The 19,464-nt window shown below is 73.3% G+C and carries 18 protein-coding genes; 5 read left to right on the forward strand and 13 right to left on the reverse strand.

Annotation, left to right across the window (positions count from 1 at the left end; all coding sequences use genetic code 11):
• Position 1 precedes the first annotated feature (1 nt).
• The 3 genes from ACIO3P_RS32145 to ACIO3P_RS32155 all read right to left on the reverse strand — a co-directional run bounded on the left by ACIO3P_RS32145 (position 2) and on the right by ACIO3P_RS32155 (position 2,717).
• Positions 2–1,501, reverse strand: coding sequence for a cation acetate symporter (locus ACIO3P_RS32145; protein WP_401850033.1), 1,500 nt, complete (start codon positions 1,499–1,501; stop codon positions 2–4).
• On the reverse strand, positions 1,498–1,863 hold the full coding sequence (locus ACIO3P_RS32150; RefSeq protein WP_329826474.1) for a hypothetical protein: 366 nt from the start codon (positions 1,861–1,863) through the stop codon (positions 1,498–1,500). Before ACIO3P_RS32150 ends, ACIO3P_RS32145 begins: the two co-directional genes overlap by 4 nt.
• A 104-nt stretch (positions 1,864–1,967) precedes the next feature.
• The gene (locus tag ACIO3P_RS32155; RefSeq protein ID WP_401850034.1) at positions 1,968–2,717 is read right to left on the reverse strand and encodes a LytR/AlgR family response regulator transcription factor; all 750 of its coding nucleotides are present in this window, start codon (positions 2,715–2,717) and stop codon (positions 1,968–1,970) included.
• Positions 2,718–2,818: 101 nt separating this feature from the next.
• Between ACIO3P_RS32155 and ACIO3P_RS32160 the strand changes: the two genes are divergently transcribed.
• Positions 2,819–3,484 (forward strand): zf-HC2 domain-containing protein, encoded by a 666-nt coding sequence (locus ACIO3P_RS32160; RefSeq protein ID WP_329826472.1) that lies wholly within the window; start codon positions 2,819–2,821, stop codon positions 3,482–3,484.
• A gap of 14 nt (positions 3,485–3,498) precedes the next feature.
• Here ACIO3P_RS32160 and ACIO3P_RS32165 read toward each other — a convergent pair whose 3' ends face one another.
• On the reverse strand, positions 3,499–4,404 hold the full coding sequence (locus tag ACIO3P_RS32165; RefSeq protein WP_401850036.1) for an Fpg/Nei family DNA glycosylase: 906 nt from the start codon (positions 4,402–4,404) through the stop codon (positions 3,499–3,501).
• A gap of 72 nt (positions 4,405–4,476) precedes the next feature.
• Between ACIO3P_RS32165 and ACIO3P_RS32170 the strand changes: the two genes are divergently transcribed.
• Entirely contained in the window at positions 4,477–5,199 is a 723-nt protein-coding gene (locus ACIO3P_RS32170) for an alpha/beta fold hydrolase (RefSeq protein ID WP_401850038.1), read from the forward strand.
• On the opposite strand, the gene ACIO3P_RS32175 is transcribed toward ACIO3P_RS32170, so the two are convergent.
• The 5 genes from ACIO3P_RS32175 to ACIO3P_RS32195 form a co-directional block, all read right to left on the reverse strand.
• Positions 5,187–6,038 (reverse strand): amidohydrolase family protein, encoded by an 852-nt coding sequence (locus ACIO3P_RS32175; RefSeq protein ID WP_401787608.1) that lies wholly within the window; start codon positions 6,036–6,038, stop codon positions 5,187–5,189. The two genes, ACIO3P_RS32170 and ACIO3P_RS32175, sit on opposite strands and share 13 nt — an antisense overlap.
• Before the next feature lie 5 nt (positions 6,039–6,043).
• Positions 6,044–6,355: an L-rhamnose mutarotase gene (locus tag ACIO3P_RS32180; protein WP_329826468.1), complete on the reverse strand. Its 312-nt coding sequence runs from the start codon at positions 6,353–6,355 to the stop codon at positions 6,044–6,046.
• On the reverse strand, positions 6,352–7,344 hold the full coding sequence (locus ACIO3P_RS32185) for an aldo/keto reductase (protein ID WP_401850040.1): 993 nt from the start codon (positions 7,342–7,344) through the stop codon (positions 6,352–6,354). The genes ACIO3P_RS32180 and ACIO3P_RS32185 overlap by 4 nt, the downstream gene beginning before the upstream one ends.
• Positions 7,345–7,497: 153 nt before the next feature.
• The gene (locus ACIO3P_RS32190) at positions 7,498–9,600 is read right to left on the reverse strand and encodes a SpoIIE family protein phosphatase (protein ID WP_401850041.1); all 2,103 of its coding nucleotides are present in this window, start codon (positions 9,598–9,600) and stop codon (positions 7,498–7,500) included.
• A gap of 125 nt (positions 9,601–9,725) precedes the next feature.
• Positions 9,726–10,934: a DUF6777 domain-containing protein gene (locus ACIO3P_RS32195; protein ID WP_401850043.1), complete on the reverse strand. Its 1,209-nt coding sequence runs from the start codon at positions 10,932–10,934 to the stop codon at positions 9,726–9,728.
• Between the two features lie 166 nt (positions 10,935–11,100).
• On the opposite strand from ACIO3P_RS32195, the gene ACIO3P_RS32200 reads away from it, so the two are divergent.
• Both ACIO3P_RS32200 and ACIO3P_RS32205 read left to right on the forward strand, forming a co-directional pair.
• Positions 11,101–11,943, forward strand: a complete 843-nt coding sequence (locus ACIO3P_RS32200) for a YndJ family protein (RefSeq protein ID WP_401850044.1) — start codon at positions 11,101–11,103, stop codon at positions 11,941–11,943.
• Positions 11,940–12,455 (forward strand): DUF1990 domain-containing protein, encoded by a 516-nt coding sequence (locus tag ACIO3P_RS32205; RefSeq protein ID WP_329826463.1) that lies wholly within the window; start codon positions 11,940–11,942, stop codon positions 12,453–12,455. Before ACIO3P_RS32200 ends, ACIO3P_RS32205 begins: the two co-directional genes overlap by 4 nt.
• A gap of 57 nt (positions 12,456–12,512) precedes the next feature.
• On the opposite strand, the gene ACIO3P_RS32210 is transcribed toward ACIO3P_RS32205, so the two are convergent.
• From ACIO3P_RS32210 to ACIO3P_RS32225, 4 genes are all read right to left on the reverse strand, one after another.
• Positions 12,513–12,704, reverse strand: coding sequence for a hypothetical protein (locus tag ACIO3P_RS32210; RefSeq protein ID WP_329826462.1), 192 nt, complete (start codon positions 12,702–12,704; stop codon positions 12,513–12,515).
• Positions 12,705–12,992: 288 nt separating this feature from the next.
• Positions 12,993–14,522: an SDR family NAD(P)-dependent oxidoreductase gene (locus ACIO3P_RS32215; RefSeq protein ID WP_401850045.1), complete on the reverse strand. Its 1,530-nt coding sequence runs from the start codon at positions 14,520–14,522 to the stop codon at positions 12,993–12,995.
• 146 nt (positions 14,523–14,668) lie between these two features.
• Positions 14,669–15,382, reverse strand: coding sequence for a GNAT family N-acetyltransferase (locus ACIO3P_RS32220; RefSeq protein WP_401850047.1), 714 nt, complete (start codon positions 15,380–15,382; stop codon positions 14,669–14,671).
• Positions 15,383–15,595: 213 nt separating this feature from the next.
• Positions 15,596–18,181 (reverse strand): PA14 domain-containing protein, encoded by a 2,586-nt coding sequence (locus ACIO3P_RS32225; RefSeq protein WP_401786630.1) that lies wholly within the window; start codon positions 18,179–18,181, stop codon positions 15,596–15,598.
• A 124-nt stretch (positions 18,182–18,305) separates the two neighbouring features.
• Between ACIO3P_RS32225 and ACIO3P_RS32230 the strand changes: the two genes are divergently transcribed.
• Positions 18,306–19,346, forward strand: a complete 1,041-nt coding sequence (locus ACIO3P_RS32230) for a LacI family DNA-binding transcriptional regulator (protein WP_329826458.1) — start codon at positions 18,306–18,308, stop codon at positions 19,344–19,346.
• Positions 19,347–19,464 lie beyond the last annotated feature (118 nt).

The following is a 19,464-nucleotide window of genomic DNA, read 5'->3' on the forward strand; positions in this document are numbered from 1 at the left end:
CTCATCGCGCGCCTCCCTTGCCGTCCCGGCCGCCCGGCATCAGCGTCTCCGGGAGGTGGAAGCGTGTCATGGCGGCGTTGGTGCCGGACGGTATCCGGCTCCGGGTGGCCAGGGACACCAGGATCATCGCGAGGAAGCCGACCGGTACGGACCACACGGCGGGCCAGGCCAGCAGCGCGTGCGGCCAGCCGGACCGTACCGTACCGCTCACCGTGATCACCGTCGCCGCGAACGCGAGACCGCCGCCGAGCAGCAGCCCGGCGATCGCGCCGGGCGGGGTGAGCCGCCGCCACCAGATCCCGAGCACGAGCAGCGGGCAGAACGACGACGCGGAGACCGCGAAGGCCATCCCGACCGAGTCCGCCACGGGGATCCCGCTGACCAGCAGGGAGCCGCCGAGCGGGACGGCCATGGCGAGCGGGGTCGCCAGCCGGAAGTCCCGTACGCCGCGCGAGGGAAGGACGTCCTGGGTGAGCACCCCCGCGACGGCGGTCGTCAGCCCTGAGGCGGTCGACAGGAACGCCGCGAACGCCCCGCCCGCGACGAGCGCGCCCAGCAGATCCCCGCCGAGCCCGCCGATCGCGCGCTCCGGCAGCAGCAGGACGGCGGCGTCGGCGTACTCGGCGCCCGGGAGTTCGGGCACGTACAGCCGGCCCAGCGCGCCGTAGATCGGCGGCAGCAGGTAGAACGTGCCGATCAGCGCCAGGACGAACACGGTGGTGCGGCGGGCGGCCCGCCCGTTGGGGCTGGTGTAGAAGCGGACGACGACATGGGGCAGTCCCATCGTGCCGAGGAAGGTCGCCACGATCAGCCCGTAGGTCGCGTAGAGGGGATGGTCGGCGCGTCCGGCGACGGCGGCCGTCAGATCGAGGTCCACGGCCGGCCGGCCGTCGCCCTGCCAGGCCAGCAGCAGGAAGATCGCGGGCACCAGCAGCGCGGTGAGCTTGAGCCAGTACTGGAACGCCTGTACGAAGGTGATGCTGCGCATCCCGCCCGCCGCGACGGCCACCACCACGACGAGGGAGACCAGCACCCCGCCGAACCAGTCGGGCGCTCCGGTGAGGATCTTCAACGTCAGCCCGGCACCCTGGAGTTGGGGTACGAGATAGAGCCAGCCGGCGCCGACCACGAAGACGCTCACCAGCCGCCGGACCGCCCGGGACTCCAGCCGCCCCTCCGCGAAGTCGGGCAGGGTGTACGCGCCCGACCGGCGCAGCGGGGCCGCGACGAAGACGAGCAGCACGAGATAGCCGGCGGTGTAGCCGACCGGGTACCAGAGCATGTCCGGGCCGTGCAGCAGCACCAGTCCCGCGACCCCGAGGAAGGAGGCGGCGGAGAGGTACTCGCCGCTGATCGCGGCGGCGTTGAGGGCCGGCCCGACGGTGCGGGAGGCGACGTAGAAGTCGGAGGTGGTACGGGAGATCCGCAGCCCGAAACCGCCGACGAGGACGGTGGCGAGGACGACGACGGCGATCGCCACCGCCGGATGGCTCTGGCTCACGGAACGGGCCGGCCCTTCACCAGCCGGGCGAAGTCACGTTCGTTGCGTTCGGCGCGCCGTACGTACCACCAGGCGAGCAGGGTGAGCAGCGGATAGGCGGCGAAGCCCAGCACGGCCCACACGACGGTGGCGTCGCGCAGCGTGGCGAAGGCCAGGGGCAGGGTGCCAGCGACGAGGGCGAGGACGGCGAACGCGGTGAGTCCGGCGCGCAGTTGACTGCGCATCAGGGAGCGTACGTACGCGTCGCCGAGCGCGGTCTGCTCGGCTATCTCCGCCTGGGCGCGGTAGCGCGGCAGGGGCCGTACCCGCCGGGGCTCCCCGGTGACGATCTCGCGGCGCGGCGCCGCGGGCTCCCCCGCCATGGTGTCCCCTCCCCCGTCGTGCCCGTCGACCCGTCGTGCCCTGGTCGGGCAGCGGCTCGCGCCCGGAGTGTACGCAGCCCGGTGATCCGAGGGGAAGGCCCTGGTCAGCGACCGGTCTGCCGCATCAGCAGATCCCTCAGCGCGCGGGCGTGCCGGCGGCTGACGGCCAGCTCGGCGTCGCCGACGCGCACGCTCATCGCGCCCGCGTCCAGCCGCATCTCGTCGATCCTGGCCAGCGCGACGAGATGGCGGCGGTGGATCCGTACGAACCCGCGCGCCCGCCAGCGCTCCTCCAGCGTGGTCAGGGGGATCCGTACGAGATGGCTGCCGGTGCAGGTGTGCAGCCGGGCGTAGTCGCCCTGCGCCTCCACGTAGGCGATGTCGTCGACGGCGACGAAGCGGATCACCCCGCCCAGCTCGACGGCTATCTGGTCGGCGGCCGGGGCGGCGTGCGGCGTACGCTCCCCCACCAGTTCGGCGACCCGGCGTACGGCCTCAGCCAGCCGCTCCCTGCGGACGGGCTTGAGGACGTAGTCGACGGCCTTCAGGTCGAACGCCTGGACGGCGAAGCCCTCGTGGGCCGTGACGAAGACGATCAGCGGGGGCTCGGCGAACCCCGCGAGCAGCCGGGCGACGTCGAGTCCGCTCAGTCCGGCCATGTGGATGTCGAGGAAGACGACGTCGACGGCGGCGGAGTCGTCCGGCCCGGCGTCGAGCGCGGCGCCGATCCCGCGCAGCGCCTCGGTCGCGCTGGTGGCGCCCTCGGCCCGCCGGATCCGCGGATCGGCCCTGAGCAGGTAGAGCAGCTCCTCCAGGGCCGGTTCTTCGTCGTCCACAGCCAGTACGCGCAGCATGACGCCGGAGTGTAACGACCTGGTCGTCGGTGGCGGACACGGCTTCTCGGTGTGATTCGGCTTCTTTGAGTGATTCGGCGCCCGGCTGCGTACCAGACACCATGCGGACCTTGGACCTCCATCGCGATGTCGGCGCCTATGCACTGGGCGTGCTCGACGCCGCGGACGCCTTTCGCTTCGAGGATCACCTCATGGAGTGCCCGCAGTGCACCCTGTCGCTGGGTGACTTCGGCGGGGTGAAGACACAGCTCGACCTCTACGCGCGGCAGACCCCGGCCGGGACGGCGCCGGTCGTCGTCGCGGGCCCGGAGATGCTGGCGCGGCTGCTCGGGCGTACGGCGGAGGGGCGGCGCCGCAGCCGCAGGCGGCGGCTCGCGCTGGTGGCCGTGGCGGCGGCGCTGGTGATGGGCGGTCCGCTCACCGTCCTCGGGGTGACGCGTACGACGGTCGCGGGCCCCGCGGCGAGCACGCAGTGGACGGCGTCGGACCACACGACGGGGACGGCGGCGATGGTGACGACGACGGAGACCGACTGGGGCACGAACATCGATCTGGAGCTGGTGCGGCCCGCCGTCACCGGGGTCTGCGCGCTGATCGCCGTGGGCGTGGACGGCTCCTGGGAGACGGTGACGACCTGGGCGTCCCGTACGGAGGACGGCGAGCGGCTGGTCACCCGCGGCGGCGCGTCGATGCGGCCCGGCCAGATCGACCACTTCGAGGTACGGGCCGTGGACGGCCGCACGCTGGTACGGATCGGCGGCGGCTGACCGGCCCGTCCCGGCTATTTGAGCAGCCGGGACATCCTGCGGTCGGCGAGCGGTCTGCCGCCCGTCTGGCAGGTGGGGCAGTACTGGAGCGAGGAGTCGCTGAAGGAGACCTCCCTGATGGTGTCCCCGCAGACGGGGCACGCCTCGCCGGTACGGCCGTGCACCCGCAGCCCGGTCCTCTTCTCCGCCTTGAGCGCTCCCGCGGCCACCCCGCGCGAGCGCTCGACGGCGTCGCCGAGGGTGGTGCGCAGCGCCTGGTACAGCTCGGTGATCTCGTCCTCGGAGAGGTTCTTGACCGGTTTGAACGGCGACATCCGCGCGGCGTGCAGGATCTCGTCGCTGTAGGCGTTGCCGATGCCCGCGAGGAGCCGCTGGTCGCGCAGGGCGCCCTTGATCTGGCGGCGTTCACCGGCGAGCAGCCGGGCGAACGCGGCACGGTCGAAGGAGGCGGCGAGCGGATCGGGGCCGAGCCGGGCGATGCCGGGGACGTCCGCCGGGTCGCGGACGAGGTGGACGGCGAGGCGCTTGGTGGTGCCCGCCTCGGTCAGGTCGAAGCCGTCGCCCTCGGCGAGGACGGTCCGCCAGGCGAGCGGCCCCTTGCCGGGGCGCGGCGGGGCGCCGGTGAACGAGTCCTTCCAGCGCAGCCAGCCCGCGCGGGCCAGATGGATGGCGAGGTGGAGCGCGCCGTCCCCCGTGCCGCCGTCCCCCGTACCGCCTGCGCCTGCGCCCGCGGTGACGATGTCGAGATACTTGCCGTGGCGGCCGACGGCGGTGACCGTGGTGCCTTCGAGCGCCGAGAGCGGCGGATCATAGGTCTTCAGGACATTGACCGTCAGCGGCAGGACACGGACGATTTCCTTGCCGACCAGGTGGCCGTCGAGAAAGGTGCGCAGCGCTTCGACTTCGGGTACTTCCGGCATGGTTCCAGCGTGCCGCAGGGCTCCGGGGAACGCCCGGCGGGGATCCCCGCACCCGCAGGAAGGAAGGCCCACGTGCCTGTAAGCGACCGGCGAGCCGCAGTCCGGCCCGCCCTTGTCCTCGACAGGACGGCCGCGCGCCCCCGCGCCGTCGTGCTGATGCTGCACGGCGGACGTTCGGAGAGCGAGCGCCCGCCGACCCGGCTCAATCCGCCGGGGGCGCGCATGCGGCCGTTCACCCGCGCGGTGCTCCGCGCCACCGAGGGGTACGACGTGGTGGTGGGCCGGGTCCGCTACCGCCACCAGGGGTGGAACGGGGCCCGCGCCGACGCCGCGCGGGACGCCCGGCGGGCGCTGGACGAGCTGGAGCAGTTGGTCGGACCGGTGCCCGTGGTGCTGGTGGGGCATTCGATGGGCGGGCGCGCCGCACTGGCCGCCGCCGCGGCCGAGCAGGTCATCGGCGTGGTGGGGCTCGCCCCGTGGTGCCCGCCGGACGAACCGGCGGACCATCTCGGGGGCCGCCGGATCGTGCTGCTGCACGGCGACCGCGACCGGACGACGGATCCCCGGGAGAGCGTGGCGCTGGCCGCCCGCGCCAGGGACGCGGGCGCCGAGGCGTGTGCCGTGCTGCTGGCCGGCGGCGACCACCCGATGCTGCGCAGGGCCGGGACCTGGCACGCGCTGGCGACCGGTTCGGTCACCGGGCTGCTCGGGCTCGGCCGGTTCCCCGACGAGGTGCGGGACGCCTTCGCGCGGGCCGCCGCCGGGGAGGAGACGGATCCGGTTCAGAGGGTGTAGACGCGGCGCGCGGTGCCTCCGAAGACGGCGTCACGCTCGGCCGTGCCGAGCCCGTCGGTGACCGTACGCGCCGCGTCGAGCACGTCGCCGTACGGTGCGGCCAGCCGGCACACCGGCCAGTCGGAGCCGAACATCAGCCGCTCCGGCCCGAAGGCGTCGAGCGCGATGTCCGCGTACGGGCGCAGGTCCTCGGCCGTCCAGGAGTCCCAGGCCGCCTCCGTGACCATCCCGGAGAGCTTGCAGACGGTGTTGGGCAGGGCGGCCAGCTCCCGGAAGCGCTCCGCCCAGGGGGTGGTGCGGCCCTCGGCGACGGGTGGTTTGGCGAGATGGTCGAGGACGAAGGTGAGCCCCGGCAGGGACCGGGCCGCCCGGGTCGCGGCGGGAAGCTGGTGCGGGCGCACCAGCAGGTCGTACGCGAGCCCCGCGTCCGCGACGGCGGCCAGCCCGCGCAGCACGTCGGGGCGGAGCAGCCACTCCGGGTCGGCCTCGCCCTCCACCGGGTGGCGTACGGAGACGAGCTTCCGGCCGCCGGGGCGGGCGCGCAGTTCGGCGAGGGTGTCGGCGACGCCGGGCGCGGTGAGGTCGGTCCAGCCGACGACGCCCGCGACGAGATCGCTGCCGTCGGCGAGGGCCAGGAACTCGGGGGTCTCCTCGGCGACGGCGACGGTCTGGACGAGGACGGTGGCGCCCACCCCGGCGGCCCGTGTCTCGACGGCCAGTTCCGCCAGGGTGAAGTTCCGGCGGATGGGGTCCATCCGGCTGCCGGTCATCCACTCCTGGGGGCGTACGGACAGGTCCCAGACGTGGTGGTGGGCGTCGACGACGGGGGCGGGGGTCACCGGGGTCACAGCTCCCACACCACGGGCAGTCCGGCGTCCGCGCCGCCTTCCGAGTAGTCGTGGACGACATCGAGGAGTTCGGCCATCCGCGCCTGCCAGGCGATGTTGACCGGGAGCCGGTCCAGGGCGGCGAGCAGGGCCGCGTAGTCCGCGCACTCCAGCAGGTGGAACAGGTCGGTGCCGCTGCGCCAGATCGTCCAGGAGGTGGCGCCCGCGGCGCGGATCGCGGCGGTGAGTTCGGCGGGCACCTCGCGGTGGGCCTCCTCGTACGCCTCGATCCGGTCGGCGCGGACCCTGGTGTGCAGGGCGACTCTCATGCGGGGGCTCCGTTCTCGGTGAGCAGTCCCTCGGCGCGCAGTTCGGCCCAGAGGTCGTCGGGGAGGGGCAGTTCGGCCAGTGCGGCGGCGTCCCGTACCTCGGCGGCGGATCGGGTGCCGACCAGGACGCTCGCGACGGCCGGATGGCTCCGGGGGTACTGGAGGGCGGCGGCGCGCAGCGGGACGCCGTACCGCCGGGTGACCGCGTCCATGCGCAGGGCCCGGTCGAGCAGGGCGGGCGGCGCGGCGGTGTAGTCGTACGTCGCGCCGGGGCGCGGGTCGGCGAGCAGCCCGGAGTTGAAGACCCCGCCGACCACGACGCTCCGGCCGCGCGCCGTGGCCTCGGGGAGCAGTTCGGTGAGCGCCGACCCGTCGAGCAGGGTGAAGCGGCCGGCGCACAGGACGACATCGGTGTCGGTGTCGCGCAGGAAGCGGGTGAGCATCGCGGTCCGGTTCATCCCGGCGCCGATGGCGCCGACGGTCCCCTCGGCGCGCAGCCGCTCCAGCGCCGGGTACGCCTGGGTGAAGGCTTCCTCGGCGTGGTCGTCGGGGTCGTGCAGATAGACGATGTCGATCCGGTCGAGGCCGAGCCGGGTCAGGCTCTCCTCGACGGAGCGGCGTACGCCGTCGGCGCTGAAGTCCCACACCCTGCGGTGCGTCGCCGGTACGGCGAAACCGTGGGCCAGATCGTCCGGCACGGTGGTGGCGGCGCCGGGCACGGGTTCGAGGATCCGGCCGGCCTTGGTGGAGAGCGTGTACGCGCTCCGGGGCCGCTCGCGCAGCGCCTCGCCGAGCCGTCGTTCGGAGAGGCCGAGGCCGTAGTGGGGCGCGGTGTCGAAGTACCGGATGCCCGCCTCCCAGGCGGCGTCGACGGCCTCGCGCGCCTGCCCGGGGTCGACCGGGGTGTAGAGATTGCCGATCCCGGCCGCCCCGAAGGACAGGTCGGTCACCCGGACCGTGCCGCCGGTCCTGAGCGTGGTGTGCCGCATACCGCTGCCGCCTCCCCTGTGCCGACGTCCGTCCGTCGTCGATCACGACGAATATTCATCGGATGACTGAGGACGTCAACACCCCTGAAGAAGCCTTCGGGGATTTTTCGCCGCCGACCTGTCCGATCTATCGACCGAGGGCGGGGAAGCGGTTCAGCGCCCGGGCCGGTCCGGGACGACGAATTCGCACCACACGCACTTGCCGCTGCCGCGCGACTCCACGCCCCAGGCGTCCGCCAGTTCGTCCACGAGCAGCAGTCCGCGCCCCGAGACTCCGGACTCCCCGGCCTCGCGGCGGTGCGGCAGCGCGCTCGACCCGTCCTCGACCTCCACGCGCAGCCGCCGGCCGGTCCCGGGCCGCTCCGGCTCCGGGCGCTCCGGTCGTGGCAGCACACGGACCACGACGGCCGCGCCGCCGTCGGTGTGCACCAGGGCGTTGGTGATCAGCTCGTCGGCGGCCAGTTCGATCGCGTCGGAGCGCTCCCGGGCGCCCCAGGCGGTGACCGCCGCCCTGATCATGTGGCGGGCGGTGGCCAGCCCCTCGGCGTCGTCCCGCTCGACCCGCTGGTAGAGCCGGCCGCCGGAGCGCGGGGCGCGCGTACCGCCACGGCGCAGCAGCAGGACGGCGACGTCGTCCTCGCCGCCGCGGGCGTCCACGACCTCGCAGAGCCGGTCGGCGAGGTGCTGGAGATCGCGCGGCCCGTCCCGTACCAGCGTGGCCAGGATCTGCATCCCGTCGTCGAGATCGGCGCCCGGCTGCTCCACGAGGCCGTCGGTGTAGAGCAGCAGGGTCTGTCCCGGGTCCAGCTCGACGGTCTCGACCGGGTAGTCGAGCCCGCCGAAGGCGGCGGAGAGCCCGAGCGGCATCCCGCCGGGCAACGGCAGCCTGCGGCAGGTTCCGTCGGTGTCCCTGAGGAGCGGATCGACATGGCCGGCCCGGACGAGCTGGACGACCCCGGTCGTCAGGTCGGCCTCCGCGTAGGTGCAGGTCGCGAAGCGGTCGGTGTCCAGTTCGTGCAGGAAGACCGAGGCGCGGGCCATCACGGTGGCGGGCTCGTGCCCCTCGGCGGCGTACGCGCGCAGCACGATCCTGAGCTGCCCCATCACGGCGGCGGCGTGGGTGTCATGGCCCTGGACGTCCCCGATGACCGTCCCGACCCGGCCGCCGGGCAGCGGGATCACGTCGTACCAGTCGCCGCCGATGTCCCGGCCGAGCCGCGCGGAGCGGTAGCGTACGGCGATCTCGGCCCCCGGCACCGCCGGGATCCGGCGCGGCAGCATCGCCTGCTGGAGCCCCTCCGCGAGATCGTGCTCCTGCTCGAAGAGCACGGCCCGCTGGAGGCTCTGCGCGATGCTGCTGCCGAGGGCGACGAGCAGATTGCGGTCCTCGGCGCTGAAGCCGATCCTGTCGCGGTAGAGCAGCCCGAGCGCCCCGATGGGCCGCGCCTGGGCGATCAGCGGCAGATAGGCGGCGGCGTTGATGCCGAGGCCGTTGATGGAGGGCCAGAGGATGGGGTAGCTGTCCGCGAACTCCTGGGCGGATTCGATGAAGCGGGGCACGAGCGTGCGCACCACCTCGCTCATCGGGTACGCCTCGTCGGTACGGGTGACCCGGGTGCCCGGTACGTAGGAGCCCTCGGGGCCCTCGGCGACCAGATGGATACGGCCCGCGTCCACCAGGCCCATGACCAGGCTGCTGGCGCCGAGGTGGGCCAGCCCGTGGGACTGCTTGAGGACGTCGATGACGTCCTGGACGGTCCTGGCGTGGGCGAGCGCGGGGGTGGTGCCCTCGACGACGCCCGCGCCCACCCGGCGCAGAGCGCCCAGTTCATGGCGCGCGACGGAGTCGGCCAGCTCCTGGGCCGCGTCGCGGACGAGACCGATCACCCGGTGGGGCCGCCCCGTGCCGTCCCGGCGGATGACGCCCTGCATGTGGGTCCAGCGCAGGCTTCCGTCCCGCCGCCGGACGCGGAAGTACGCGCCGTACCCCTCGCTGCCGTCCCGGAGCGCCTGGGAGACCAGTTCGTCGAGACGGGTGGACTCGATGGTCGGGACCCGGGGCGCCAGGTCCTCGGGGCGGCCCTCGTACTCGTCGGGGCAGAGGTCGAAGACGTCGAGGGCCGGGGCGTCGAGATGCAGCCGTCCGCTGTCGAGATCCCAGTCGAAGGTGCCCATCCGGTTGAGGGACAGGCTGATGTCGGCGTGGGCGGGCCAGTCGTCGGGGAGCGACAGGGGACCCGCTGCCCGTTCAACCATGTGGACACTCTGTCATCATTTGTCGGATTCTTCGAGTGATCCCGGTGCGCCCGGGACGGTACGGCGGGCCCGGTCGGCTCGACGAGCCCGGCGAACCGCCCGGTCAGCCCGGCGAACCCGCCCGGTCAGCCCGGGAACGCGGCGGCGTCGGCGGCCGGTCCGTCGGGCGGGACCGGCCCACCGGGGTCCGGCTGCCCGTCGGACCGGCCGTCGGGCTGCCCGTCCGGCTCCGGCGGGTACAGCTCGTCCACGGGCGGGGCGAGGTCGTCGCCGGGCACCCCGCCGGATCCGCCACCGGGGCCCGCCTCGGCCTCCGGCAGGGGCTCCGCCTCGTCCGCGGGGAGCGGCTGCTCCGGTACGGCGGGCCGCTCCCGGCCGGCCGGGGCGCCCGACGGTGAGGCGCCGCCGCCGGGCGGCGCGGACTCCGCGCGGCCGGCGGCTTCGGGGGTGACCGCTCCCGGCGCCTTCACCGCCTCGGGGTCGGTGATGTCGGCGTCCGGGGCGTACGGCGGCGGCGTCCCGGGGGGCCGGTCCTCGCCGCCGTCGGTACCGATCCGCCGCTCGACCCAGACGTGGTCGACCAGGTCCACGATGACCAGGGCGTCGACGGGGCGCGCGGCACGGTTGACGACGACGACCCGGTCGGCCTCGTAGCCCCGCCAGGGCTTGCCCTTGTAGGTGACGGAGCCCTGGGCGGCGACCGGCGCGCCGAGGGGGCTGCCGCCCGCGCAGCGCACCCTGGGCATGCCGTACTCGTCCACCATGACGGCGGTGCCCGCCTGGAGCACGGACTGGAAGGCGGTGGCCGCGCCGTCGCGGTAGCCGTGGGCCGTGACCCGGACGTCCGCCCGTACCACCACGGGGGTCAGTCCGCGCAGGAAGTCGGGGACGGGCGTCTGGCCGAGCGCCGCGCCCCGCGCGAAGGCGCGGGCCTTCGCCGGGTCCCCGGCGAGCAGGGCGACCTGCCGCTCCACATCGCAACTGGCCGACGGGGAGCCGCCGTAGAGGCCGGGGGTGGAGCCGGGCAGGGCGCGTGGCGTCCGTACGTCCGCGGCCCGGCCCCGCGCGCCCCCCTGCGGGGCCGCCGGGCCCGGGGAGCTCCGCGCGTCACGCCCCGCCGGCCCCACGGGGGCGGGCAGGGCCACGGCGGTCGACGAGGTGAAAGGGTCCGGTCCGGGGGCCGCGACGGGCTGGAAGTGCAGGTCCTTGCCGGTCGGCGCGTTCTCCCCACCGCCACCGCCACCGCCGCCGCCCCACCCGCAGCCCGCCGTGATCAGAACGCCCGTGGACAGCGCGACGAGCGCGGCACTCCGTCGACCGATGGGTGAGCGCACCAGAATCTCCCGCCTTTTCCTCCGTGAATGTCTCCCCATGTGTGCCGGATCCCCCCACGGCCCGCAAGCCGGAGGAGCCCGACACGCCCGGGACTTGAACACGTTCAATAAACGACTTAGGCTCACCGAAGGAACTGAACGCGTTCAAGTCCGGGGGTGGCGTGGGATGTCCGTGCTGGTCAGCATGATCGTGACGGTCGGCGTGCTGGCGATCGTGCCGCTGGGGCTGCGGCTGCTGGAGACACCGGAGAGGCCCGCCACCGCCGGTCTGCGGGCGCTACGCCGCCTGTGGCCCCTGCCGGGCCTGCTGGGCGCCGTCTCCCTCTGGCTGCCACGCGGGGCGCCGGCCACCGCGCTCGCCGTCTGCTACGCGCTCGCCACCCTCGCCCTGGCGCTGCTCGCCGTGATCCGCGCCGTGAAGAGCCGACCCCCGCTCCCCGCCCCGGCGGAGGTGGCGGCGCTCACCGCGCTCGTGACCCCGTCGATCGCGGGGGTCGCCCTGGTCGCGGAGCGGTGGGGACATCACCTGCTCGGCTTCGACCTGACGACCCTGCGGCTGACGGTCGCGCACTTCCACTTCGCCGGCTTCGCCGCGGCACTCACCGCCGGCCTGGTCTGCCGTACGGTGCCGGGCCCCGCGGGCCGGTTCGCGGCGCTGAGCGTCCCGCTCGGCACCCTGACGGTCCTGATCGGCTACTTCACCGGCGAGGCGACCGAGCTGGCCGGCGCGGTCGTGCTGACCGCGGGAATGTGGACGGTCGCGGTGCTGACCTGGCGTGACATCAGACCCGGCGCGCGGGACCGGTGCACGCGCGCGCTGCTCGCCGTCTCCTCGGGTGTGCTGGCGGCGACCATGGCCCTCGCGCTGAGCTGGGCGCTCGGCGAGGCCACCGGGCTCCCCCGTCCCACCCTCACCTGGATGGCGGCCACGCACGGCCTGGGCAACGCCCTCGGTTTCGCCCTCTGCTCGATCCTGTCCTGGCGACGACTCAAGGAGACCGCCGCATGAATGCCGCCACCTTCACCTACCCCGACGTGGGCGCCACACGGCTCGGCCCGCTGCCGGACGGCTATCACCATCTCCACCACCGGACCAGGATCGGCCGGGGCCGCCCCGCCTTCGAGGCGGCGGGAGCCGCCGTCACCACCTTCGCCCTGCACCGGCGGTCGGGCGCCGGGGTCGCGGCCACCTCGCCCCGGGCGGAGCCGGGCACCGGGGTGCGGGTCTCGCTCGGGGTGGGGCGGCTGCGGGTGACCGCGCCGTGCGAGGTGGTGTGGACCGCGTACGAGAGGGACCGTACGGGCTTCGCGTACGGCACCCTGACCGGGCATCCGGAGTGCGGCGAGGAGTCCTTCGTGGTCGAGCTGGGCGAGGACGGCTCCGTCTGGTTCACCGTCACGGCCTTCAGCCGCCCGGCCCGCCGGTACGCCCGGCTCGCGGGCCCGCTGGTGCCGGTGCTCCAGCGCGCGTACGCCCGGTGGCTGGGCCGGACCCTGGCCGGGATCGCGCGCGACGCCTGAGACGCGCCGTCCCGTACCCCGGCTCGCGCGGGGGTACGGGAGCGTTCCACGGGCCGGTCAGTCGACCCCGGGCAGGATGTGCGGTTCGGCGAGGTCGTCCTCGTACCCCGCGAGCCGGATCGGGGCCGATCGGGCCCAGACCTCCAGGTTGCCGATCTTCTCGGGCCCCCGACCACGCTTCTCGGGCCCGCGACCACGCTCGGCGGGCTCCGTCGGACGTTGTTCTCGCTGCGTCAGATCTGGTGTCACCGCGCACTCCTCTGTGTCGGGTAACTCTGGGACAGGTGGTTCCGTCGCGGTGGCGCCGTTTTGTCGGACGGGACCGCGGCCGTGGTAGGGGGCCTGTCCCAGCACGGCCGTGGGGATGGTGTGTCCCCTGCTTGGCCGTCCGTGCGCATCAGAGTAACCAGATGAGCGCCAGTCCGCTCTATAGGGCTGGCTTTCGGGTGAACTTCCGGCCAACCGGACCAGTTCCGGTCGGCCGGGGTTCCGCCGGTGGTGTAGCGGGAGTCCTGTGACGGGGTGTCGGTCCCGGGGCTACCAATTGGCGGGCGCGTAGTCCTTGAGGAAGCAGCCGTACAGGTCCTCGCCGCTCTCGCCCCGCACGATGGGGTCGTACACCCGGGCGGCGCCGTCGATCAGGTCCAGCGGGGCGTGGAAGCCCTCGTCGGCGAGGCGCATCTTGTCCGGATGCGGGCGTTCGTCGGTGATCCAGCCGGTGTCGACGGCCGTCATCAGGATGGAGTCGGACTCGAACATCTCCTGCGCGCTGGTGCGGGTGAGCATGTTCAGCGCGGCCTTGGCCATGTTCGTGTGCGGGTGTCCCGCGCCCTTGTAGCCGCGGCTGAACACCCCTTCCATCGCGGAGACGTTGACGACGTAGGCGCGGGCGGCGGCGGCCCGGGCCATCGCCGGGCGCAGCCTGCTGATGAGGATGAACGGCGCGGTGGAGTTGCACAGTTGCACTTCGAGGAGTTCGACCGCGTCCACCTCGGAGACAGTCTGCACCCAACTGTTGGAGTCGTGCAGATCGGGGACGAGGCCGCCCGCGTCGATCGCCGTGCCCGCCTCGATCCTGGCGAGCGTGGCGGAGCCGCCGACCAGCGCCAGTCCGGTGACGTCGGACGCGCTCAGGGCCTCGGCGCCGCCCGCCGACAGCACGGCCTGGGAGCCGCTGCCGAACGCGCCGATGACCTGCGAGGCGGGCAGCTCGCCCGCGGGCAGGGGCGCCGACTCGGCGGCGAGCAGTTCGCTGTACGCCTGCGGGGAGCGGCGTACCGTCTGCGCGGCGTTGTTGATCAGGATGTCCAGCGGCCCCGCGGCGGCGACGGAGTCCGCGAGGGCGACCACCTGCGCCGGGTCCCGCAGGTCGATGCCGACGATCTTCAGCCGGTGGATCCAGTCGTCGCTGTCCGGCATGGCCTTGAAGCGGCGGACCGCGTCGGCGGGGAACCGGGTGGTGATGGTGGTGTGGGCGCCGTCGCGCAGCAGCCGCAGCGCGATGTACATGCCGATCTTGGCCCGGCCGCCGGTCAGCAGGGCGCGGCGTCCCGTCAGATCCGTACGGGCGTCGCGCCGGGACCGGTTCTCCGCGGCACAGGAGGTGCAGAGCTGGTGGTAGAAGGCGTCGACCTCGGTGTAGCGGGTCTTGCAGATGTAGCAGGAGCGCGGGCGCTGGAGGATGCCCGCGATCTCCCCGGCGGCCGAGGAGGACGGCAGCAGGCCCTGGGTCTCGTCGTCGATGCGCTCGGCCGAGCCGGTGGCGGTGGCCTCGGTGACGGCCTTGTCGTGGGCGGTCTTGGCGGCCCTGCGCTCCTGGCGGCGGCGCTGCTTCACCGTCCGGTAGATCCCGGCGGTGGCACGCCGGACCGCGATCGCGTCCGGGTGGTCGACGTCCAGCTTGTCGAGTTCGTCCAGCACGCTCAGGCAGACGGCCATCCGCTCGGGGTCGATGCCGGGACCGAACTCCGGGACGCCGTCCCGGGGCTCCGGGATGCCGCCCCCGGCCGGGCCGGCCGGGCCCGCCTGGCCGCCGCCGTACGCCGGGCTGTCCTCTGTCACCGTCATCGTTGTTGCCGTTCCTCGAAACACTGATCACTGATCACTGGGGGTGGTGCCGGCTGCCGAGATCATCACCGCGGGTCAGGAGCGTACCGACGGAGCGGGAGCCAACAAAATCCCATCATCCTATCCCGCCGCGCCATCCCGCCGCGCTACACCGTCGTGACGACCGTCCCGGCCGGAACCTGTACGCCCAGGAACTTCATGGGCCGGCGCAGCCGGAAGCCGAGCGACTCGTAGAGCCGTACGGCGTTGGTGTTGTCGGCGGCGGCGTGCAGGAAGGGCGTCTCACCGCGGGACCGGATGCCGTCGGCGACGGCCAGGACCAGCCGGGCCGCGAGTCCCTGGCCACGGAATTCCGGGTCGGTGCAGACGGCGCTGATCTCGGTCCAGCCCGGCGGGCGCATCCGCTCCCCCGCCATCGCGACGAGCGCGCCGCCGCGGCGGATGCCCAGGTAGGTGCCGAGTTCGACGGTGCGGGGGAAGAAGGGGCCCGGACGGGTGCGCTCGATCAGGTCGAGGATCTCGGGCACGTCGGCGGGGCCGAGGCGTACGGCCTCCTCGTCCGGCTTCGCGGCGAGTCCGGCGTCGACCATCTGGACGCCGTCGCCCTGGAAGGTGACCTCCCAGCCGGCCGGCGGCGCCCCGGCGAACCCGGCGAGCGCCAGGGCGCCGCCGGGCCCGGCGAACGCGGCGACGTCGGCCCAGTCGGTCTCGTCCGGGTCGGCGGGCAGCGCCAGCCAGGGCGCCATGTCGGCCGGGTAGCGCAGCAGCGCGCCGTACCGCTCGGCGACGTGCGCGTGCGGTCCGGTGAGGGCGGCGCGCACGGGGTTGTCGAGCGGGTGCGGCACAGGGGCGTGGGGCATGGACGGGGCTCCTCCATCTGACCGGTGGGCTCGGTCGCCCCTGAGGCAACCTCCCCTTGGTAATGCGGACAGGTGGCAGGCTATTCCGGCCGCCCGGAGCGCCCCGCCCCGGCCCCGGCGGCCCGGAGCGTCCGACGCCGGTGGCCCCGGTCCGTCCCTGGCGGGGGCGGACCGGGGCCACCGGTGTCGGTCGTCAGGGCCGTGGGACGGCCGTCAGGAGGTGGCGCACTCCATGGCGGCCGGGTTCTCGGCGTCGCGGATCAGCGCCTCGTGGGCCGCCTTGAGCCGCTGGGTGTCGGGCTTCAGCACCTTCCGGTCGTAGGTGAGCAGTCCGTTCAGCTCGCCCTCCACATCGGCGATCTGGGTGTAGACCGCGCCGTTGCTCCCCTTGCAGGCGAGCGCGCGCACCTTGTCGAGTTCGGCCAGATACGCGTCGGTGTACGCGGCCTGGTCCACCCCCACATAGGTGTGCTGCACCGGCCAGGCGTGGCCGGGAACGGCGAGGCCGAGGCCGCCGTACTCCCCGCTGACCAGCGCCCGCTTGCCGTCGGGCGCCGGCAGTTGGGCGCTCGGATAGCCGTGGGCGTCGGCGATGTCCCCGTTGCGGCCGTCGACCGCGCCGCAGCAGTTCACCCCGCTCATGTTGTTGATCAGCCGGGTCGGGTCCCATGCCTTGGCCTGGTCGGCGACGCGCGCCTGGTCGTACTGGCCCCAGCCCTCGTTGAAGGTGACCCACATGATCACCGAGGGGCTGCTGCTGTGCTGGTCGATCATCCGCTTCATCTCGTGCTCGTACTGGGTACGGGACGCCGCGTTCGGGTTGATCGTGTTCATGGCGGGCATGTCCTGCCAGACCAGCAGCCCGAGCCGGTCCGCCCAGTAGAACCACCGGTCGGGTTCGACCTTGATGTGTTTGCGTACGGAGTTGTAGCCGAGCTTCTTGTGCGCCTTCAGGTCGTACGCGAGGGCCTCGTCGGTCGGCGCCGTGTGCAGCCCGTCCGGCCAGAAGCCCTGGTCGAGTGTGGCCATCAGGAAGGTGGGCGTGCCGTTGAGGACGGTCCTGGGGGTGCCGTCGACCTTCTCGACCGTGAGCGAGCGCATCCCGAAGTAGCTGCCGACGCGGTCCTTGCCCGCCGTCACTTCGAGGCGGTAGAGGTGCGGATCGTCCGGCGACCACAGGTGGGGGTCACGGACCGGCACGCTGAGGGCGGTGCCGCTGCGGCCGGTGACCGTGCCGACCTTGCGCCGGCCGTCGTACGCGGTGGCCGTGACGCGCACGCCGTCCCGTACGCCGCGCACCTCGACGGCGAGCTTCTCGCCCGCGACGTCGGGGGTGAGCTTCAGGGAGCCGATGTGGTCGGCCGCGACCGGCTCCATCCACACCGTCTGCCAGATCCCGGAGGACGGGGTGTACCAGATGCCGCTGGGGTCCAGGCGCTGCTTGCCGATCGGCGGGTTCTCGCCGTCCCGGGAGTCGGTGGGGTCGTAGACGCCGACGATCAGTTCCTGGGTGCGGCCGGGCTTCAGCGCGTCGGTGACATCGGCGGTGAAGCGGTCGTAACCGCCCTTGTGCTCGGTGACCTTGGTGCCGTTGACATAGACCTCGGCCTGCCAGTCGACGGCGTCGAAGTTGAGGTTGAGCCGCTTGCCCTGGCCCACCTGCCAGGTGGACGGCACGGTGAAGGTGCGGCGGTACCACATCCGGTCCTCGTGCCGTTCGACGCCGGAGAGCTTCGACTCCACGGGGTAGGGGACGAGGATCTTCTCGCGGAGGTTCTTGCCGACCGGCGGGCTCTCGCCCTTCGTCGCCGCGGCGAACTGCCACTGCCCGTTGAGGTTCTGCCAGGCGTCACGGGTCAACTGCGGCCTGGGGTACTCGGGCAGGGCGTTGCGGGGCCCGACCTCCTTGGCCCAGGGGGTCGTGAGCTGGTACTCCGAGGTGTTGGGCCCGCTGCTCCAGAAGGGGTCGACGGGTGCGCCGAGGTCGGCGGTGAGACCGCCGGCCCCGTCGTAGCGGAGGTCGGCGCTGCCGCCCCTGCCGACGACCGGTTCCTTGAGCGTGACCAGCAGCCGCCGGGCGTCTTTCGGGTCCTTCTTGACGGTGCCGAGCGGCCACTGCGCGCCGCCGATGACCGCGCTGAGGTGGCCGGCCAGACCGGCGGGCGGGGCGGCGAGCTTCTGCCCGAAGTCCAGGCGCAGGGTGCGGCCGTCGGGCAGGACGGTGGTGGCGAGGGCGCCGTTGTACGCGAAGCCGTCGGGCAGCCGGAACGCGGAGGAGGGCACGGGCTCCTTGGTGCCGCCGGGCTCGGTCCACCGCAGGCGGAGGCTGGAGCCGCCGTAGTGCTCGAAGTACTCCACCTTGATGTCGTACGCCTGCCCCTTCGTCAGGTCGAGGGGCTGGGCGGTCTGTTCCTTGTCCCAGTCGTCGACCCAGTGGTCGATGGCGAGGCGTCCGTCGACCCAGAGCCGGAAGCCGTTGTCGCCGGTCATCGAGAACGTGTGGGCGCCGGAGGTCTCCGGGACGATCTTCCCGGTCCAGCGTACGGAGACGTCGTCGGCCCGTCCGGTGGTGGCGGTCAGCCGCGGCTCCAGATTGGCGAAGTCGATGACCGGGTCGAACACGGTGGCCTTCAGCTCGTGGAAGTCGAAGGCGCCCGGGGCGGACTGGGTGTAGTACTCACCCTTGAGTCCACGTGCCTCGGCCGGGTCGTCCGCGGCCGAGGCGGCGGGGGCCGCGGTGAGTCCGGCGACGCCGAGGACGGCGGCGAGCAGGAGGGCCAGTTTTCTTCGGATGCGCACGAATCCTCCTTGCGAAGAGAGGGTGGCGGCTCGTTGCGTCAGTCTGTACAACGTTGGAAGGAACGGCAGTTGGCATGACAGCACGCCATTTGCGGCACTGTCCAGAGTCGGGGAGCAGATATCGGTGAGCGTCAGCCTCAAGGACGTCGCGGAACGCGCGGGCGTCTCGATCAAGACCGTGTCGAACGTGGTCAACAACTACCGGCACGTCACGCCCTCGATGCGGTCCCGGGTGCAGCGGGCCATCGACGAGCTGGGGTATGTGCCGAACCTGACGGCCCGCCATCTCCGCAAGGGCCGTACGGGCATCCTCGCGCTGGCCGTGCCCGAGCTGGGCAACCCGTACTTCGCCGAGCTGGCGGGCGCGGTCATCGACGCCGCCGCCGAGCACGAGTACACCGTGCTGCTCGACCACACCGGGGGCAGCCGGGAGCGGGAGATCCTGGTCAGCCAGGGGTTCCGGGCGCGGGTCATCGACGGGCTGATCCTGAGCCCGATCGAGCTGGAGGCGGAGGATCTGCGCGGCCGTGACCAGGACGCGCCGCTGGTGCTGCTCGGCGAGCGGGAGTACGACCTGCCCTACGACCACATCGCGATCGACAATGTCGCGGCGGCCAGGACCGCCGTGCGCCATCTGCTCGCGCTGGGCCGGTCGCGGATCGCGTTCCTCGGGGCGCGCACGGACATGGTCAACGAGCCCTCCCAGCTCCGACTGCGCGGCTGGCGTGCGGAGTTGGCGGCGGCGGGGATGCCGGCTCCGGACTCGCTGATCGCGCCGACCGGCGGCTGGGCGCACGCGGACGGCGCGGCGGCGATGGCCCGGCTGCTGGACTCGGGCGAGCTGCCGGACGCGGTCTTCGCGTACAACGACCTGATCGCCATCGGCGCGATGCGGGTGCTCTCCGAGCGGGGGTTGCGGGTGCCCGAGGATGTGGCGGTGGTGGGCTTCGACGACGTCACCGAGGGCCGGTACGGGACGGTCACCCTGACCACGGTCTCGCCCGCGAAACACACCATCGCGCGGCTCGCCGTGCAGTCCCTCGTGGAGCGGCTGCACGGCGGCCGGGACGAGGCCGGTGAGCAGGGCACGGGCGAGCGGCGGGCGCGTGAACTCCGCGCGGAATTCCGGCTGGTGGAGCGTGAGAGCACCCGCGGCAGAGCGTGACGTGCCCGTACGGAGTGTTCGCGGGACCGTGTGGCGCCGTTCTCGCGCGAAGGGTTTACAGGATCCGTACAACGATGTAAAAAACCTTCCGAACAAGCGCAGCAGACCGTGCAGACCA

Origin of the sequence: Streptomyces sp. NPDC087310, assembly GCF_044744405.1 — a bacterium.
Classification (GTDB): Bacteria; Actinomycetota; Actinomycetes; order Streptomycetales; family Streptomycetaceae; genus Streptomyces.

What these genes read in the sequence shown, in the direction of transcription:
- ACIO3P_RS32150 (WP_329826474.1), bottom strand. Translation starts at nt 1,863, where the DNA reads ATGGCGGGGGAGCCCGCGGCGCCGCGCCGCGAGATCGTCACCGGGGAG.
- ACIO3P_RS32155 (WP_401850034.1), bottom strand. Translation starts at nt 2,717, where the DNA reads ATGCTGCGCGTACTGGCTGTGGACGACGAAGAACCGGCCCTGGAGGAG.
- ACIO3P_RS32160 (WP_329826472.1), top strand. Translation starts at nt 2,819, where the DNA reads ATGCGGACCTTGGACCTCCATCGCGATGTCGGCGCCTATGCACTGGGC.
- ACIO3P_RS32165 (WP_401850036.1), bottom strand. Translation starts at nt 4,404, where the DNA reads ATGCCGGAAGTACCCGAAGTCGAAGCGCTGCGCACCTTTCTCGACGGC.
- ACIO3P_RS32180 (WP_329826468.1), bottom strand. Translation starts at nt 6,355, where the DNA reads ATGAGAGTCGCCCTGCACACCAGGGTCCGCGCCGACCGGATCGAGGCG.
- ACIO3P_RS32185 (WP_401850040.1), bottom strand. Translation starts at nt 7,344, where the DNA reads ATGCGGCACACCACGCTCAGGACCGGCGGCACGGTCCGGGTGACCGAC.
- ACIO3P_RS32190 (WP_401850041.1), bottom strand. Translation starts at nt 9,600, where the DNA reads ATGGTTGAACGGGCAGCGGGTCCCCTGTCGCTCCCCGACGACTGGCCC.
- ACIO3P_RS32200 (WP_401850044.1), top strand. Translation starts at nt 11,101, where the DNA reads ATGTCCGTGCTGGTCAGCATGATCGTGACGGTCGGCGTGCTGGCGATC.
- ACIO3P_RS32205 (WP_329826463.1), top strand. Translation starts at nt 11,940, where the DNA reads ATGAATGCCGCCACCTTCACCTACCCCGACGTGGGCGCCACACGGCTC.
- ACIO3P_RS32215 (WP_401850045.1), bottom strand. Translation starts at nt 14,522, where the DNA reads ATGACGGTGACAGAGGACAGCCCGGCGTACGGCGGCGGCCAGGCGGGC.
- ACIO3P_RS32220 (WP_401850047.1), bottom strand. Translation starts at nt 15,382, where the DNA reads ATGCCCCACGCCCCTGTGCCGCACCCGCTCGACAACCCCGTGCGCGCC.